Annotated in this window: 15 protein-coding genes; all 15 read right to left on the bottom strand. The window is 63.6% G+C overall.

The features are described 5' to 3' along the window. Position 1: 1 nt before the first annotated feature. Positions 2-706: a hypothetical protein gene (locus X265_RS08890; RefSeq protein ID WP_128964472.1), complete on the bottom strand. Its 705-nt coding sequence runs from the start codon at positions 704-706 to the stop codon at positions 2-4. Continuing rightward, on the bottom strand, positions 703-2,328 hold the full coding sequence (gene fliF, locus X265_RS08885; protein WP_164938478.1) for a flagellar basal-body MS-ring/collar protein FliF: 1,626 nt from the start codon (positions 2,326-2,328) through the stop codon (positions 703-705). The genes X265_RS08890 and fliF overlap by 4 nt, the downstream gene beginning before the upstream one ends. Positions 2,329-2,621: 293 nt before the next feature. Continuing rightward, positions 2,622-3,530, bottom strand: coding sequence for a flagellin N-terminal helical domain-containing protein (locus X265_RS08880; RefSeq protein ID WP_128964470.1), 909 nt, complete (start codon positions 3,528-3,530; stop codon positions 2,622-2,624). 277 nt (positions 3,531-3,807) lie between these two features. Next, the gene (locus tag X265_RS08875; protein WP_128964469.1) at positions 3,808-4,716 is read right to left on the bottom strand and encodes a flagellin N-terminal helical domain-containing protein; all 909 of its coding nucleotides are present in this window, start codon (positions 4,714-4,716) and stop codon (positions 3,808-3,810) included. A gap of 267 nt (positions 4,717-4,983) precedes the next feature. After that, a complete protein-coding gene (locus tag X265_RS08870; protein ID WP_128964468.1) occupies positions 4,984-5,889 on the bottom strand; it encodes a flagellin N-terminal helical domain-containing protein in 906 nt (301 codons plus the stop codon). Between the two features lie 240 nt (positions 5,890-6,129). Continuing rightward, on the bottom strand, positions 6,130-6,870 hold the full coding sequence (fliP, locus tag X265_RS08865) for a flagellar type III secretion system pore protein FliP (RefSeq protein ID WP_128964467.1): 741 nt from the start codon (positions 6,868-6,870) through the stop codon (positions 6,130-6,132). Beyond that, positions 6,867-7,310 (bottom strand): flagellar basal body-associated FliL family protein, encoded by a 444-nt coding sequence (locus X265_RS08860; protein WP_128964466.1) that lies wholly within the window; start codon positions 7,308-7,310, stop codon positions 6,867-6,869. Before X265_RS08860 ends, fliP begins: the two co-directional genes overlap by 4 nt. A 30-nt stretch (positions 7,311-7,340) precedes the next feature. Next, a complete protein-coding gene (gene flgH, locus X265_RS08855) occupies positions 7,341-8,036 on the bottom strand; it encodes a flagellar basal body L-ring protein FlgH (protein ID WP_128964465.1) in 696 nt (231 codons plus the stop codon). Next, positions 8,037-8,807 carry a MotE family protein gene (locus X265_RS08850; RefSeq protein WP_164938477.1) on the bottom strand — a complete coding sequence of 257 codons (771 nt, stop codon included), beginning with the start codon at positions 8,805-8,807 and terminating at the stop codon, positions 8,037-8,039. A gap of 67 nt (positions 8,808-8,874) precedes the next feature. Beyond that, a complete protein-coding gene (flgI, locus tag X265_RS08845; RefSeq protein WP_128964463.1) occupies positions 8,875-10,005 on the bottom strand; it encodes a flagellar basal body P-ring protein FlgI in 1,131 nt (376 codons plus the stop codon). Then, a complete protein-coding gene (gene flgA / locus X265_RS08840) occupies positions 10,002-10,478 on the bottom strand; it encodes a flagellar basal body P-ring formation chaperone FlgA (RefSeq protein ID WP_164938476.1) in 477 nt (158 codons plus the stop codon). The genes flgI and flgA overlap by 4 nt, the downstream gene beginning before the upstream one ends. 13 nt (positions 10,479-10,491) lie before the next feature. Then, entirely contained in the window at positions 10,492-11,283 is a 792-nt protein-coding gene (flgG, locus tag X265_RS08835) for a flagellar basal-body rod protein FlgG (RefSeq protein ID WP_128964461.1), read from the bottom strand. Positions 11,284-11,301: 18 nt separating this feature from the next. Beyond that, entirely contained in the window at positions 11,302-11,631 is a 330-nt protein-coding gene (fliE, locus tag X265_RS08830) for a flagellar hook-basal body complex protein FliE (RefSeq protein ID WP_128964460.1), read from the bottom strand. 2 nt (positions 11,632-11,633) lie between these two features. Continuing rightward, on the bottom strand, positions 11,634-12,050 hold the full coding sequence (gene flgC, locus X265_RS08825) for a flagellar basal body rod protein FlgC (RefSeq protein WP_128964459.1): 417 nt from the start codon (positions 12,048-12,050) through the stop codon (positions 11,634-11,636). Positions 12,051-12,061: 11 nt separating this feature from the next. After that, a complete protein-coding gene (flgB, locus tag X265_RS08820; RefSeq protein ID WP_128964458.1) occupies positions 12,062-12,463 on the bottom strand; it encodes a flagellar basal body rod protein FlgB in 402 nt (133 codons plus the stop codon). Between the last annotated feature and the right edge of the window lie 52 nt (positions 12,464-12,515).

The raw sequence follows: 12,515 nt of genomic DNA, 5'->3' as shown, positions 1-12,515 counted from the left end.
GCTACCGGCGCGCCTCTTTCAGCCGATCCATCCAGATCGAGATCTGCGTCTCGATCGTGGTCTGGTCAGCGAGGACGCGAACCTCGACGGTGTCGGCGGACTGATACTCGACACCCGTGCGGCCCGCGAGATTGAGTTGCGTCCTGACGAGATCGATGAGTTCGCTTGGGCCGGTGACACGGAACGCCGGCACAGGAGAATTCGAAGTCAGCGCCGATATCTGATCGACCAGGGATGCGATCGCCTTGTCGCGGACCGCCTCAGCGAGGAACGGCAGCAATATCCGCGCGACCGAGCTTGCGATGTTGCTCTCGATCTCGCGGCACGCCGCATCAAACCCGTTGACGATTGCGACCGCCTGCTGATCGGACCATTTGGCCCGTTCCTCACCGAGCCGGATCGCACTGCGGACCCGCTCTTCGGCCAGCTTGGCTTCACCTTCCGCGAGGCCGGCGGCATGGCCGCGGCGATAGGCATCGTCGAGGAGATTGGCCGGTGCAGCTTCCGCCGGCGCCGGTTGAAGTTGCGGCTGCGCCGGCGCCGGGCGCTCCTGACGCTGCGGTTGAAGTTGCGGCTGCGATGGAGGCTCGCGCCGGATTTCCTTCCTTGCCAGAACGTCCTGGATCTTGGGCGGCGGAGGCGGCGGTGACTTGGCCCGGCCGTTGGCGTCGAATTGCGTCAGGAGTTTTCCGATTGCCGCGTTCATGCCGCCTCCTCGCGTCGCATCCAGTCTTTAAGGATTGCTGCCGCCTGCATCTGATCGAGGCGAACGATCTGTTCCAGCCGCTTCTGCGGCGTGCGCTGCATCTTGCCTTCGAGATCCTCGACGAGGTTGAGCTCGGGATCCTGGCTGTCTGCCAACGCGAGGGCCGCCGCAGAGTCGAGTTCAGCAGCTTCCGCCGCCTCGGTCTGCTCCTGCTGCGCGCGATGGGTCAGAATGCCGTTGACGGCGGGCCGAAGTCCGAACCAGACCAGCATCGAGGCGACGGCCAGGATCGTCACCGCATTGATGACGCTGCCAAGCTGCTTGTTTATCATCTCGACGAAGCTGATCGGCGGCACCGGAGCGAGATCGCGCGAGCCCTCGACGAAGTCGACCGCGGTCACCTGGATCTGGTCGCCGCGCGCCTTGTCCAGGCCGCCCGCGGTTGCTGCCAGCTGGCTAATCTCGGCGAGCTTGCTGTCGACGATGGCCTGGTTGGTCTTGTCGCCGAGGTCGGCGACGAGCCTCGCGCGGTTGACCAGCACGGCGATGAAGAGCTTCTTGACCGAGTAACCATCGCTCACGGTCGTCGTGGTCTTGGACGAGACCTCGAAATTGGTGACGTCCTCGCGGCGCGTTTTGTCCTCGCTCGAGTTCTTGGTTCCGCCGGAATTGACCTGCTGATCCGGCAGGTTCTGCTGCACTGTGGTCGGCGTCGAACGATCTGCGTTGGATGATTTCTCGTTTTCGCGGACGTTGCGAACGGAGCGCTCGGCGCGGGCCTCGGGATCGTAGACGGTCTCATTGATCTGCCGCTTGTCGGTCGAAAGCTGCGGCGCGACACTGACCTCGAAATTGTCCAGGCCCAGATAGGGCGTCAGTGCCTTGCGGATATTCTCCTGTACCATGCCGCCGACGGTCTTCTGAAGGCTCGCCATCTTGGTCGGCGCAGCGCTGGCCTCGTCTTCCTCGGCGAGCAGCATCGAGCCGTCGGCATCGAGGACGGTGACCTTGTCGCGCGTCATGCCAGGGATGGCGGCTGCGACGAGATGACGGATCGACTGAGCCGTGCGGGCTTCGATCGCGCCGTCGGTGCGCAGCACGACGGAAGCGGAGGGCGGCTGCTGCGTGGCGCGGAACGAGCCGCGCACCGGCATCACGATGTGCACCCGCGCCGCCTTGACGCCCTTCATCAGCTGAACGGTGCGCGCGATCTCCCCCTCAAGTGCGCGAAGCTTCGTGACCTCCTGCATGAAGGAGGTCAACCCGAGCGATCCAATTTTGTCGAACAGTTCGTAACCGGAATTGGCGCTGGTCGGCAGGCCCTTCTCGGCGAGAAGCATGCGCGCCTGGCTGGTCTGGCTCGGACGCACAGAGACGGTGTCACCGGCCGCGTTGACGTCGAATGCGATATTCTGCTCGCGCAGCGCGGCGCCAATGCGTGTCACGTCTTCGCGGGTCAGGCCGGTATAAAGAGACTCGAACTCCGGGCGGCTTAGATAGTAGGCCCCCCCGACCACGGTGACGAGGACGGCGAAGCCGATCAATCCCAAGGCCATCAGACGTCGCGGCCCAAGTTCCAGCAGATTGTTGAGCAGCTGCTGTAGCTGCGCGCGACTGAGCATATGACCTCGTACCAATGCGAATGGCAAGGACACTCCGCTGCCAACCTTGTCTGAAGGTTGCGCGCAGACTGGAATGTGTCCGTTCGCAGGCGAGACGTGGCAATTTTTCAGGAGTCTGGGTCGACGCCATCGGTCCCACGGCGACAGGCGGGCGCGCGCATTGTCGCGCGAAGCACGCACAGCATGACGTCTGGTGTCAGGAGATCATGGCGGGCACGTCATGTGCCGGTACATCCGCCGGTCGCGGCGGGACCGTGCTCCCGAGGGAGCACGGTCGTGTTCGATGCCGGAGCTTACTTGAACAGCGAGAGGATGCTCTGGCTGTTCTGGTTGGCGATCGAGAGCGCCTGAACGCCGAGCTGCTGCTGGGTCTGAAGGGCCTGGAGGCGGGTGGATTCCGCGTTCATGTCGGCGTCGACGAGCTGACCGACACCGCGGGTCACCGAGTCCATCAGGGTCTTGACGAAGTCGGTGTTGGTCGCGATGCGGTTCTTGACGGCACCGAGACCGGCGGCGGCCGACGCCACCGAATTGATCGCGGTGGTGACCTGGGCGATGTAGCCGCTGAGCGTGGTCTGGTCAGCCGCCGAGTCGGTCAGCGTGCTGATGTCGATCGTGTCGACCGACGCGGTGCCGCTGACCTTGTCCAGGATACCGCCCTGGGTGGAGGTATAGAGCGAGTAGTTGGCGATCGTCAGGGTGATGGAGCCGATGGTGGGCGTGCCACCGACGCGGGAGAACGACGACACCAGGTCGAAGGTCGCAGGCGTCGTCGCCGTCGTGCTCAGCCAGTTCACACCGTTGAAGGTTGCCGCCGAGGCAGTGCCCTTCATCTGCTGCTGGATCTGGGTGATGTCGGCCTGGATCTTGGTACGATCGATACCGGCGGTCTTGGCTTCCACGAGCAGCGCCTGCAGCTTGGTGAGGCCGCCGGTGCTGTCGCCGACGACCGCAGTGAGAGCGGTGTATTCGGTGTCGACGGTCGCAGCCGACAGACCGAGCGAGTCGGAGACGGCGGAGAGCGCGGCATTGTCGGCGCGCATCGAGGTCGCGATCGACCAGTAGGCGGCGTTGTCCGACGCGGTGGCGACGCGCTGGCCGGTCGAGATCCGGTTTTCGGTGGTCTGGAGGCTGGAGCTGACGTTGCGCAGGGTCTGCAGCGCGGTCATTGCAGCGGAGTTGGTGAGAAGGCTAGAGCTCATGTTGACGTCCCCTTGAAAACGAATTGAATGTGTCGGGACATACCGGGCTTGCACCGGTACGACAGGGCGGCATCATGCCTTTGGGCTGCGGAAAAGCGCGCTCAACCTGCCGTAAGGGCGGCGATAGCACGCGAAGTTTGTGCGAAGCTTGTGGCTCGATCACAGCCAGGTGGCGATTTCGAAGCGCCAAGTTGAGATCTCGGCGCGCAAGCAACACAGAGCAAACGAAAGGGCCGCGCTTCGCGAGAAGCGCGGCCCGCTCAGATGGTTTTCAGGCCTAGCGGAACAGCGAGAGGATGCTCTGGCTGTTCTGGTTGGCGATCGAGAGCGCCTGAACGCCGAGTTGCTGCTGGGTCTGGAGCGCCTGAAGGCGGGTGGATTCCGCGTTCATGTCAGCGTCGACGAGCTGACCGACACCGCGATTCACCGAGTCCATCAGGGTCTTGACGAAGTCGGTGTTGGTCGCGATGCGGTTCTTGACGGCGCCGAGGCCGGCGGCGGCCGAGGCCACCGAGTTGATCGCGGTGGTGACCTGGGCGATGTAGCCGCTGAGCGTGGTCTGGTCAGCCGCCGAGTCGGTCAGCGTGCTGATGTCGATGGTGTCGACCGACGCGGTGCCGCTGACCTTGTCCAGGATACCGCCCTGGGTCGAGGTATAGAGCGAGTAGTTGGCGATCGTCAGGGTGATGGAGCCGATGGTGGGCGTGCCACCGACGCGGGAGAACGACGACACCAGGTCGAAGGTCGCGGGCGTCGTCGCCGTCGTGCTCAGCCAGTTGACGCCGTTGAAAGTTGCCGCACCGGCGGTACCCTTCATCTGCTGCTGGATCTGGGTGATGTCAGCCTGGATCTTGGTGCGATCGATACCGGCGGTCTTGGCTTCGACCAGCAGCGACTGCAGCTTGGTGAGGCCGCCGGTGCTGTCACCGACAACGGAGGTCAGAGCGGTGTATTCGGTGTCGACGGTCGCAGCCGACAGACCGAGCGAGTCGGACACGGCGGAGAGCGCGGCATTGTCGGCACGCATCGAGGTCGCGATCGACCAGTAGGCGGCGTTGTCCGACGCGGTCGCGACGCGCTGGCCGGTCGAGATCCGGTTTTCAGTAGTCTGGAGGCTGGAGCTGACGTTGCGCAGGGTCTGCAGCGCGGTCATTGCAGCGGAGTTGGTGAGAAGACTTGAACCCATTTTGATGTCCCTTCGAAGATTGATGATGGGGGACATACCGGACTTGCACCGGTACGACAGGGCGGCGTCATGCCTTTGGGCTCCGAAAAGCGGTTAGGGCCCAACCTGTCGTACGGCGACCGTATCGCGCGAAGCTTGTGCGGGGCTTGTGGCTCTGTGTCCCGGCCGCAACAGGGCCGCCGAGATTGCGACGCGGGCGAGATGTCGCGTCAAACGGAAAGGGCCGCGCTTCGCGAGAAGCGCGGCCCCCTCGGATGGTCGTCAGACTTAGCGGAACAGCGAGAGGATGCTCTGGCTGCTGCTGTTGGCGATCGAGAGCGCCTGAACGCCGAGCTGCTGCTGAACCTGGAGGGCCGACAGGCGGGTGGATTCCTGGTTCATGTCGGCGTCGACGAGCTGACCGATACCGCGGCTCACCGAGTCCATCAGCGACTTCACGAAGTCCGTGTTGGTCGAGATACGATTCTTGACGGCGCCGAGGTTGGCGGCGGCCGAAGCCACCGAGTTGATCGCGCCGGTGACCTGCGAGATGTAGCCGCTGAGTGTGGTCTGGTCCGCTGCCGAGTCGGTCAGCGTGCTGATGTCGATCGTGTCGACCGACGCACTGCCGCTGACCTTGTCCAGGATACCGCCCTGGGTCGAGGTATAGAGCGAGTAGTTGGCGACCGTCAGCGTGATGGCACCCGTGGTCGGCGTGCCACCGACGCGAGAATAGGACGACACCAGGTCGACCGTCGTCGGGGTCGTCGCCGTCGTGCTGAGCCAGTTCACGCCGTTGAAGGTCGCCGCGGAGGCGGTGCCCTTCATCTGCTGCTGGATCTGGGTGATGTCAGCCTGAATCTTGGTGCGGTCGATACCGGCGGTCTTGGCTTCGACCAGCAGCGACTGCAGCTTGGTGAGACCACCGTTGCTGTCACCGACCACCGAGGTCAAAGCGGTATACTCAGTATCGACGGTCGCGGCCGACAGACCGAGCGAGTCGGAAACGGCGGAGAGCGCGGCGTTGTCGGCGCGCATCGAGGTTGCGATCGACCAATAGGCGGCGTTGTCGGAAGCGGTCGAGACGCGCTGGCCCGTGGAGATCCGGGTCTGCGTGGTGGCGAGTTGCGAACTCACAGACCGCAGGGTCTGGAGAGCGGTCATGGCAGTCGAGTTCGTAAGCAGGCTTGACATTGCGAATGTCCCTTTATGTACGCGTTACATTTTCACGAGGGGACATACCGGGCTTTCACCGGTACGACAGGGCGGCATCATGCCTTTGGACGATGTGGGTGGGGTCCAACCCGCCGTGCCGCATTGCTAGCACGCCGAATCTTGCTTCCGGCTTAATGCAAACTGGAATTATGTAGCAAAATCATATGGTTAATATCACCACTTGCTAACCTTAACCAATCCTTAAGACGATGCTCTCTGTTACGAGAACGACCGCACCAAGCCGGAGGCGAGCAGGTTCCAACCGTCGATCAACACGAAGAACAGCACCTTGAACGGCAATGCGAGGATCGACGGCGGCATCATCATCATGCCCATCGACATCGTCAGCGTCGCCACGATCATGTCGATGACGAGGAACGGCAGGATGATGAGGAATCCGATCTCGAAGGAGCGCCGGAGTTCGGAGATCATGAAGGCCGGGATGATGACGCGCATGTCGATGCGCTTGTCGTCGAACTTCTTGCGGAAGCTTTCCGCGGCAAGCGACTCGAACGTCTGCAGGTCCTTGTCGCGGACGTGTGACAGCATGAATTCGCGGAACGGATCGCTGATCTTCAGATAGGCTTCTTCCTCCGAGATCTCGTTCTTCATCAACGGCTGGACGCCGGTCTCCCAGGCGCGATCGAAGGTCGGAGCCATGACGTAGAACGTCATGAACATCGCGAGGCTGATCAGCACGAGGTTCGGCGGCGTCGTTTGCAGGCCGAGGCCCGCGCGCAGGAACGACAGCGCGACGGCGAAGCGTGTGAAGCTCGTCACCATGATGAGCAGCCCCGGAGCGACGGAGAGCACCGTCAGGAGCGCCATCAGCTGGATGATCCGGCCGCTGGTCGAACCGTTACCCGGCGGCAGCAGCGAATCGAGGTCGGGAATCTGGGCGAATGCCACCTCGGGCAACACGACCAGCAGCAACGCGAGCAGCAGGACCTTCAATTTCACTGGATCACCAACGTCTCAATGATCAATTCGCGGACCTTTCCGGACGAGCGGATGCTGGCGCGTTCGGACAGATCGTCGCGCAGATGTTGCAGTCCGCGCGTGCCCTCGAACTGCGTGACCGAGGCCGACCGCAGATAGGTGACGATGTCTTCGCTGATATGAGCCGCCAGAATGCCGGCATCCTCGTCGCTCATGCTATCGGTCACCATGGAGGCCTCCACCCGGGCCCAGTTGTTGGCTGGAGCGGCGAGATTGGTCACGATCGGCGACAGCTTCCTGAGGCGTGCGCTGCCGGCGTAGCTCGACGCGATCGGCGGCGGTGTGGCGCCCTTCTTCGCGTCGGCGACGCGTTCGACGGCAGCGAACAGGTGCAGGCCCGCAAGCGCGCCCGCGCCGATCGCGACCAGAGTCAGCACGACGATGGCGGCAATCAGGCGCATGACGCCTCCTGCTCCCACGACGATCCAGCCTCAGAACGGTGCCACGGCATCATAGATCCGATGTCCCCATCCCGGCTGCTGCACGTCGGACAGATTTCCGCGACCGCCGTAAGATACGCGCGCCTCGGCGATCTTTTCGTAGGAGATCGTATTGCCGCGCGAGATGTCGCGTGGACGCACGATGCCGCCGACGTTCAGCACACGCATTTCCGTATTAACCTTGAATTCCTGCGAGCCGCTGATCATCATATTTCCGTTCGGCAACACGTCGGTGACGATCGCGGCGATCGAGAGCTTGATGTCCTCGGCGCGGTCGATCTGGCCGTTGCCCTTGATCTGGGTGTTGGTCGAGAGGTTGGCGTTGGCCTGACCTGTGTCGCTCCATCCGGCGACATTCATCAGCCAATCGAGCCCGAACTTGATCTGCGAATCGCGCGAACGACCGGTCTTGTTGTCGAGCTTCGCCTTGTCCTGCATCGAGATGATCACCGTCACGACGTCGCCGGTGTGCCGGGCGCGCGGATCGCGGTACAGATCGGTGCCGTCGTCCCAGGTCGAGCGATAGCTCACGGGCGTGCGGACACGCGGCGTTACCGGAATCGGATCGGCCTGCGACCTCAAGCCACTACCGACCGGCGACACCTGCGGACCGGTCAGGACCTCCGCCGGATCGTGCGAGCACCCGGCAAGAAGCACGAGCAACAGGATGAGGATCGGCGTCTTCATTCACTTGGTCTTTCCGTCGTCCACGCGACGCATTCCGCCGAGCAGATCGGCGAGATGGGCCGCGCGTGACGTTTCCATCTCGTTGAAGATCGCGCTCGAGCTTCTCGGGCTGAGCTTTGCGAGCACCGCGGCGGCGGTCTCGTCCGCCATGCCGGCAATCTGGGTGGCGGCAGCGTCCGGTTTCATCCGCGAATAGATCTCGACGACGCTCGCCTCGGCCTTCTTCAGGAAGTCGTCGCGTAGCGCCATCCATTTCTCGTATTCGGCCCGCTTCGCCTCGACTTCGGCGATCCGCTCCCGCAACTGGGTCTCGGCCTTCTCCAGCTCTTTCAATTGCCAGGCGAGCCTGGCATCGACGGCAGGATCCGCTACGTTGCTACAGAACAGCGCTATCTCGTTGTCTGTAGGCGCGATTGCTTGCGCGGGCGCTGGCTTCGGCGGCGCCGCAACGCTGCCGGGCTTCACCGGACGCGTCGGCACAGGCGGTGGAGCGGGAGTGGCGGCCGGCGGCGGCGGAGCCTCCGGCATCGGCACGGCGCCGGTGGTCGCGGGTCCCGAATCCTCGGCCGCCCACGCGGTTGCCCGGGTGTTATCGCCTGGGGCCGATGCATGCGGCTTCTGCGGCCCGGGCGCGCGGGCGCGCGCGAAGGACAGCAAGTTGAGCGGCTTCGACGGCTTCGGCTCGTCCAGCGCCAGCGCCGGCAATGTGCCCGCGAGCGCGAACATTGCTGCGAGGAGAAGAAGTTGCGCTTTGTGATCCAGCTTCAGCATCGGGTGGCGTGCGATTCTCGGTCGAGACCAGAGCATTGAGCGACCAAGCTTGCATGACGCTTATGCATCATTGCACGATGACTTCGGCCTGCAGCGCGCCGGCCGTCTTGATCGCCTGAAGGATCGCGATGATGCCGGACGGCTTCAGTCCGATCTGGTTCAACCCGCGCACGAGGCGCTGGAGATCGACGCCGCTCAGGATCGCCACCTGCGATCCCGCCTCGTTGGCCTCGACGACCGTCTGGGGCACGACGACCGTCTGTCCTTGCGAGAACGGCGCCGGCTGCGACACCACGGGCAGCTCGGTGACGCGGACCGTCAGATTGCCATGCGTGACGGCGACCGTCGAAATCCGCACGTCGCGTCCGATCACCACCGTGCCGGTGCGTTCGTTGATCACCACGCGCGCCGGCGTATCGGGTTCGACGGTCAGCTCGCCGATCTCGGCGAGGAAGCGGACCGGACCGACATAGCGCGGCTTGGACAGCACGATGGTCCGGTAGTCGCGCTCGAAGGCGATCTGGGACCGGTAGCGACCACCGGCATAGCGATTGACGGCATCGAGGATTCGCGTCGCGGTGACGAAGTCGGGGTTCTTCAGCTCCAGCACCAGGAATTCCATTTCATGGAGGCTTCCTTGCACCTCACGCTCGACCAGCGCACCGTTCGGAATGCGGCCCGCCGTCGGCGTGCCCTGGCTGACGTTCTGCGCCTGGCCTCCGACGCTGTAACCGGCGACGGTGACCGCCCCCTGCGCCACCGCATAGACTGCGCCGTCGGCCGCGCGCAGCGACGTCATCACCAGCGTGCCGCCGAGCAGCGACGTTGCATCTCCGAGCGACGACACCGTCACGTCCATCCGTTCGCCCGGCCCGATCGACGGCAGCAGGTCCGCGGTCACCATCACGGCCGCGACGTTGCGCGTGCGCAGAGTCGTCGGCCGCGGCGGATTGGTGGTGCTGGTCGTCTCGTTCCGAACGTTGATGCCCATGTTTTCGAGCATCGACTGGAGCGACTGTTCCGTGAATGGTGCGTTGCGCAGAGTGTCGCCGGTGCCGTTGAGGCCGATGACCAGGCCGTAACCCACGATCTGGTTTTCACGCAGCCCCTTGATGTCGGCGATGTCCTTGATGCGGACGGCAGCCTGGGCGCCGGCGGCGGAAAGAATCAGGATGAGTGCAATCAGCAATCTTGTCATGACCCGTCCGCGACCTTGACGGTGCCGTCCGCCTGGACGATCGCCCTGATGATCACGCCTGTGTCAGTGTTCCGCACGGTGATGAGCGAGCCGGGCGCGCCGGATTGCATGGCTGAACCGTAGGTCACGATTGACAGGCCCGAGTCTTCGACCACGACCTTGACCGTGGCGCCACGGGCAATGGTCCAGGGATCTTCCACCGAATTGGTCGGGATCGGTTGCCCCGGCAGCAGCGCTCGCCTCGCCATGCGGCCGACCAGCACCTGACGGCCTTCGACGAACAGGGCGACACCGAGCACGTTCGGCGCAAAGCTGCGCTCGATGATCATGTCGTCCTTGATCAGCTCGCCGGCGCGGATCGCTACCGCCGGCACGGGAAGCCGCCGCTCGTCCGCCGCGGCAAGCCGCCCGGAGACGAGCACCAGCAGCGCGGCGGCCAACCCGCGCGCGATCAGGCCCACCCAGTTCAACATCGATATACCAGAACTAGCGACTGAGATTCTTCGACACCGTCTGCGCCATGTCATCCGACGCCTGGATCACCTTGGCATTCATCTCGTAGGCGCGCTGCGCCGAGATCAACTCGGTGATCTCCTTGACGGGATCGACGTTCGAGGCCTCGAGATATTGCTGGTTGATCTTGCCGTAGCCGGCATCGCCCGGGAGGCCGACGACCGGCGTGCCCGACGCCGTGGTCTCGCGATAGAGATTGCTGCCCAGCGGCTCGAGGCCAGCTTCGTTGGCGAAGTTGGCGAGGTTGATTTGGCCGATCTGCCGCGGATTGACTTCGGTGTCGAGCTTGGCGAAGACCTGCCCGGTCTGGTTGACGGTGACCTGCACCGTTCCTTGCGGCACCGTGATGTTGGGATCAAGCAGGTAGCCGTCGATCGTCACCAGCTGGCCGTTGGCATTGGTGTTGAACGAACCCGCGCGGGTGTACTGCACCTCGTTGTTCGGACCGAGCACCTGGAACCAGCCGCGGCCGTTGATTGCGAGGTCGTAGGGATTGCCGGTCTGAGTCAGCGCGCCCTGGATGTGCAGCTTGCGAATTGCTGCCGACTTGACGCCAAGGCCGAGATTGGCGCCCTCCGGGATCGGCGAGGAGCCGTTGACATTCGCGACACCCTGCATGCGGTCCATCTGGTAGAACAGATCGGTGAACTCCGCACGCGCGCGCTTGAACGACGTCGTGTTGATGTTGGCGATGTTGTTCGCGATGACCTCGATATTGGTCTGCTGGGCATTCATGCCCGTGGCCGCGATGGCGAGCGATTTCACTATCGTCACTCCTTCAGATCAAATCGACATGCGAACGACTTCTTGGTAGGCCTGCACGACCTTGTCGCGGACCGCGACCGCCGTCTGCAGGGCCTGCTCGGCCGACATCAGCGCCTCCACGACCTTTCGTGTCGATTCCTTGCCCTGCATCGCCGAGATCGAGGCCGCCTCACCCGCCTTCAGCGTCCCGACGGCGTCCGTGGTTACCTGCTTCATCACGGAATCGAAGCCGAGGTCGCCAGCGGATTGAACCGCAGACGTCGCCGTCGGCGCGATGGACTGTGTTTCAGTGGCGCGGGAGGCCGCCTGCCCTGCCGTGATCGCGGTGGATGAAATTGCCTCAAGCATTGTCAGCTCCTCAGGAGATCGATGGTCATGCCGAGCATCGACCGGACCTGCTTCACGACCTGGAGATTGGCTTCGTAGGACCGGTTGACTTCCCGCATGTCCGCCATCTCGATCATCATGTTGACGTTGGGCATCTTGACGTAGCCCGCCTTGTCGGCCGCCGGGTGTCCCGGGTCGTACTCGACGCGATAGGGCGTGGTGTCGACACCGATTTCCTTGACCTTGGCCAGCTGCGTGCCCGATGCGCGATCCATCGCCGCATCGAACGTGATCGTCTTGCGCTGATACGGATCCGCACCGGCCGTGCGCCCCGTTGAGCTGGCATTGGCAAGATTTTCCGAGACGATGCGCATGCGGGTCGATTGCGCTTCGAGCCCGGAGCTCGCAACCGTCAATGAAGCCGAGAGAGGGTCAAGCATGTCAGTTCACCTCAGACCTTCGCACCTGTCAGAATCATGCGGTTGAACGACCGCACGATCGCCGAATTCATCGAGTAGTCGCGGTTGACGTCGTTGCCCTTGATCATCTCCTGCTCGAGGCTGACCGAGTTGCCGGAATGGACGACGTCCCAGCTGTCCTTCTTCGCCGTCGCGCGCGTATCGGTTTCGGCCGGAGACAGCTGCATATGCGCGGGCGACGTCGTCGCGAGCCTCACCGGCATTCCGTCGAGCACCTTGTTGAACGGCTCGACGTCGCGCGCCTTGAAGCCCGGCGTATTGGCGTTGGCGACGTTGGTGGCGATGGTCGATTGGCGAAGCTCGAGCCAGCGCGCTTGCGACGATGCGAGTTCGAAGAGATAAAGCGGTCCCACGACGGCCCCATTATGGTTCATTGCAAAGAACCCTAGGGCGTTAAGCTTTCGTCAAGCTGTTGCGCGAAGCAGC

It is taken from the genome of Bradyrhizobium guangdongense, assembly GCF_004114975.1.
GTDB classification, from domain to species: domain Bacteria; phylum Pseudomonadota; class Alphaproteobacteria; order Rhizobiales; family Xanthobacteraceae; genus Bradyrhizobium; species Bradyrhizobium guangdongense.
The sequence above is the reverse complement of the archived record's forward strand: the minus strand, read 5'-3'. Positions and strand labels throughout refer to the sequence as shown.

What these genes read in the sequence shown, in the direction of transcription:
- X265_RS08890 (WP_128964472.1), bottom strand. Translation starts at nt 706, where the DNA reads ATGAACGCGGCAATCGGAAAACTCCTGACGCAATTCGACGCCAACGGC.
- fliF (WP_164938478.1), bottom strand. Translation starts at nt 2,328, where the DNA reads ATGCTCAGTCGCGCGCAGCTACAGCAGCTGCTCAACAATCTGCTGGAA.
- X265_RS08880 (WP_128964470.1), bottom strand. Translation starts at nt 3,530, where the DNA reads ATGAGCTCTAGCCTTCTCACCAACTCCGCTGCAATGACCGCGCTGCAG.
- X265_RS08875 (WP_128964469.1), bottom strand. Translation starts at nt 4,716, where the DNA reads ATGGGTTCAAGTCTTCTCACCAACTCCGCTGCAATGACCGCGCTGCAG.
- X265_RS08870 (WP_128964468.1), bottom strand. Translation starts at nt 5,889, where the DNA reads ATGTCAAGCCTGCTTACGAACTCGACTGCCATGACCGCTCTCCAGACC.
- X265_RS08860 (WP_128964466.1), bottom strand. Translation starts at nt 7,310, where the DNA reads ATGCGCCTGATTGCCGCCATCGTCGTGCTGACTCTGGTCGCGATCGGC.
- flgH (WP_128964465.1), bottom strand. Translation starts at nt 8,036, where the DNA reads ATGAAGACGCCGATCCTCATCCTGTTGCTCGTGCTTCTTGCCGGGTGC.
- X265_RS08850 (WP_164938477.1), bottom strand. Translation starts at nt 8,807, where the DNA reads ATGCTGAAGCTGGATCACAAAGCGCAACTTCTTCTCCTCGCAGCAATG.
- flgI (WP_128964463.1), bottom strand. Translation starts at nt 10,005, where the DNA reads ATGACAAGATTGCTGATTGCACTCATCCTGATTCTTTCCGCCGCCGGC.
- flgA (WP_164938476.1), bottom strand. Translation starts at nt 10,478, where the DNA reads ATGTTGAACTGGGTGGGCCTGATCGCGCGCGGGTTGGCCGCCGCGCTG.
- fliE (WP_128964460.1), bottom strand. Translation starts at nt 11,631, where the DNA reads ATGCTTGAGGCAATTTCATCCACCGCGATCACGGCAGGGCAGGCGGCC.
- flgC (WP_128964459.1), bottom strand. Translation starts at nt 12,050, where the DNA reads ATGCTTGACCCTCTCTCGGCTTCATTGACGGTTGCGAGCTCCGGGCTC.
- flgB (WP_128964458.1), bottom strand. Translation starts at nt 12,463, where the DNA reads ATGAACCATAATGGGGCCGTCGTGGGACCGCTTTATCTCTTCGAACTC.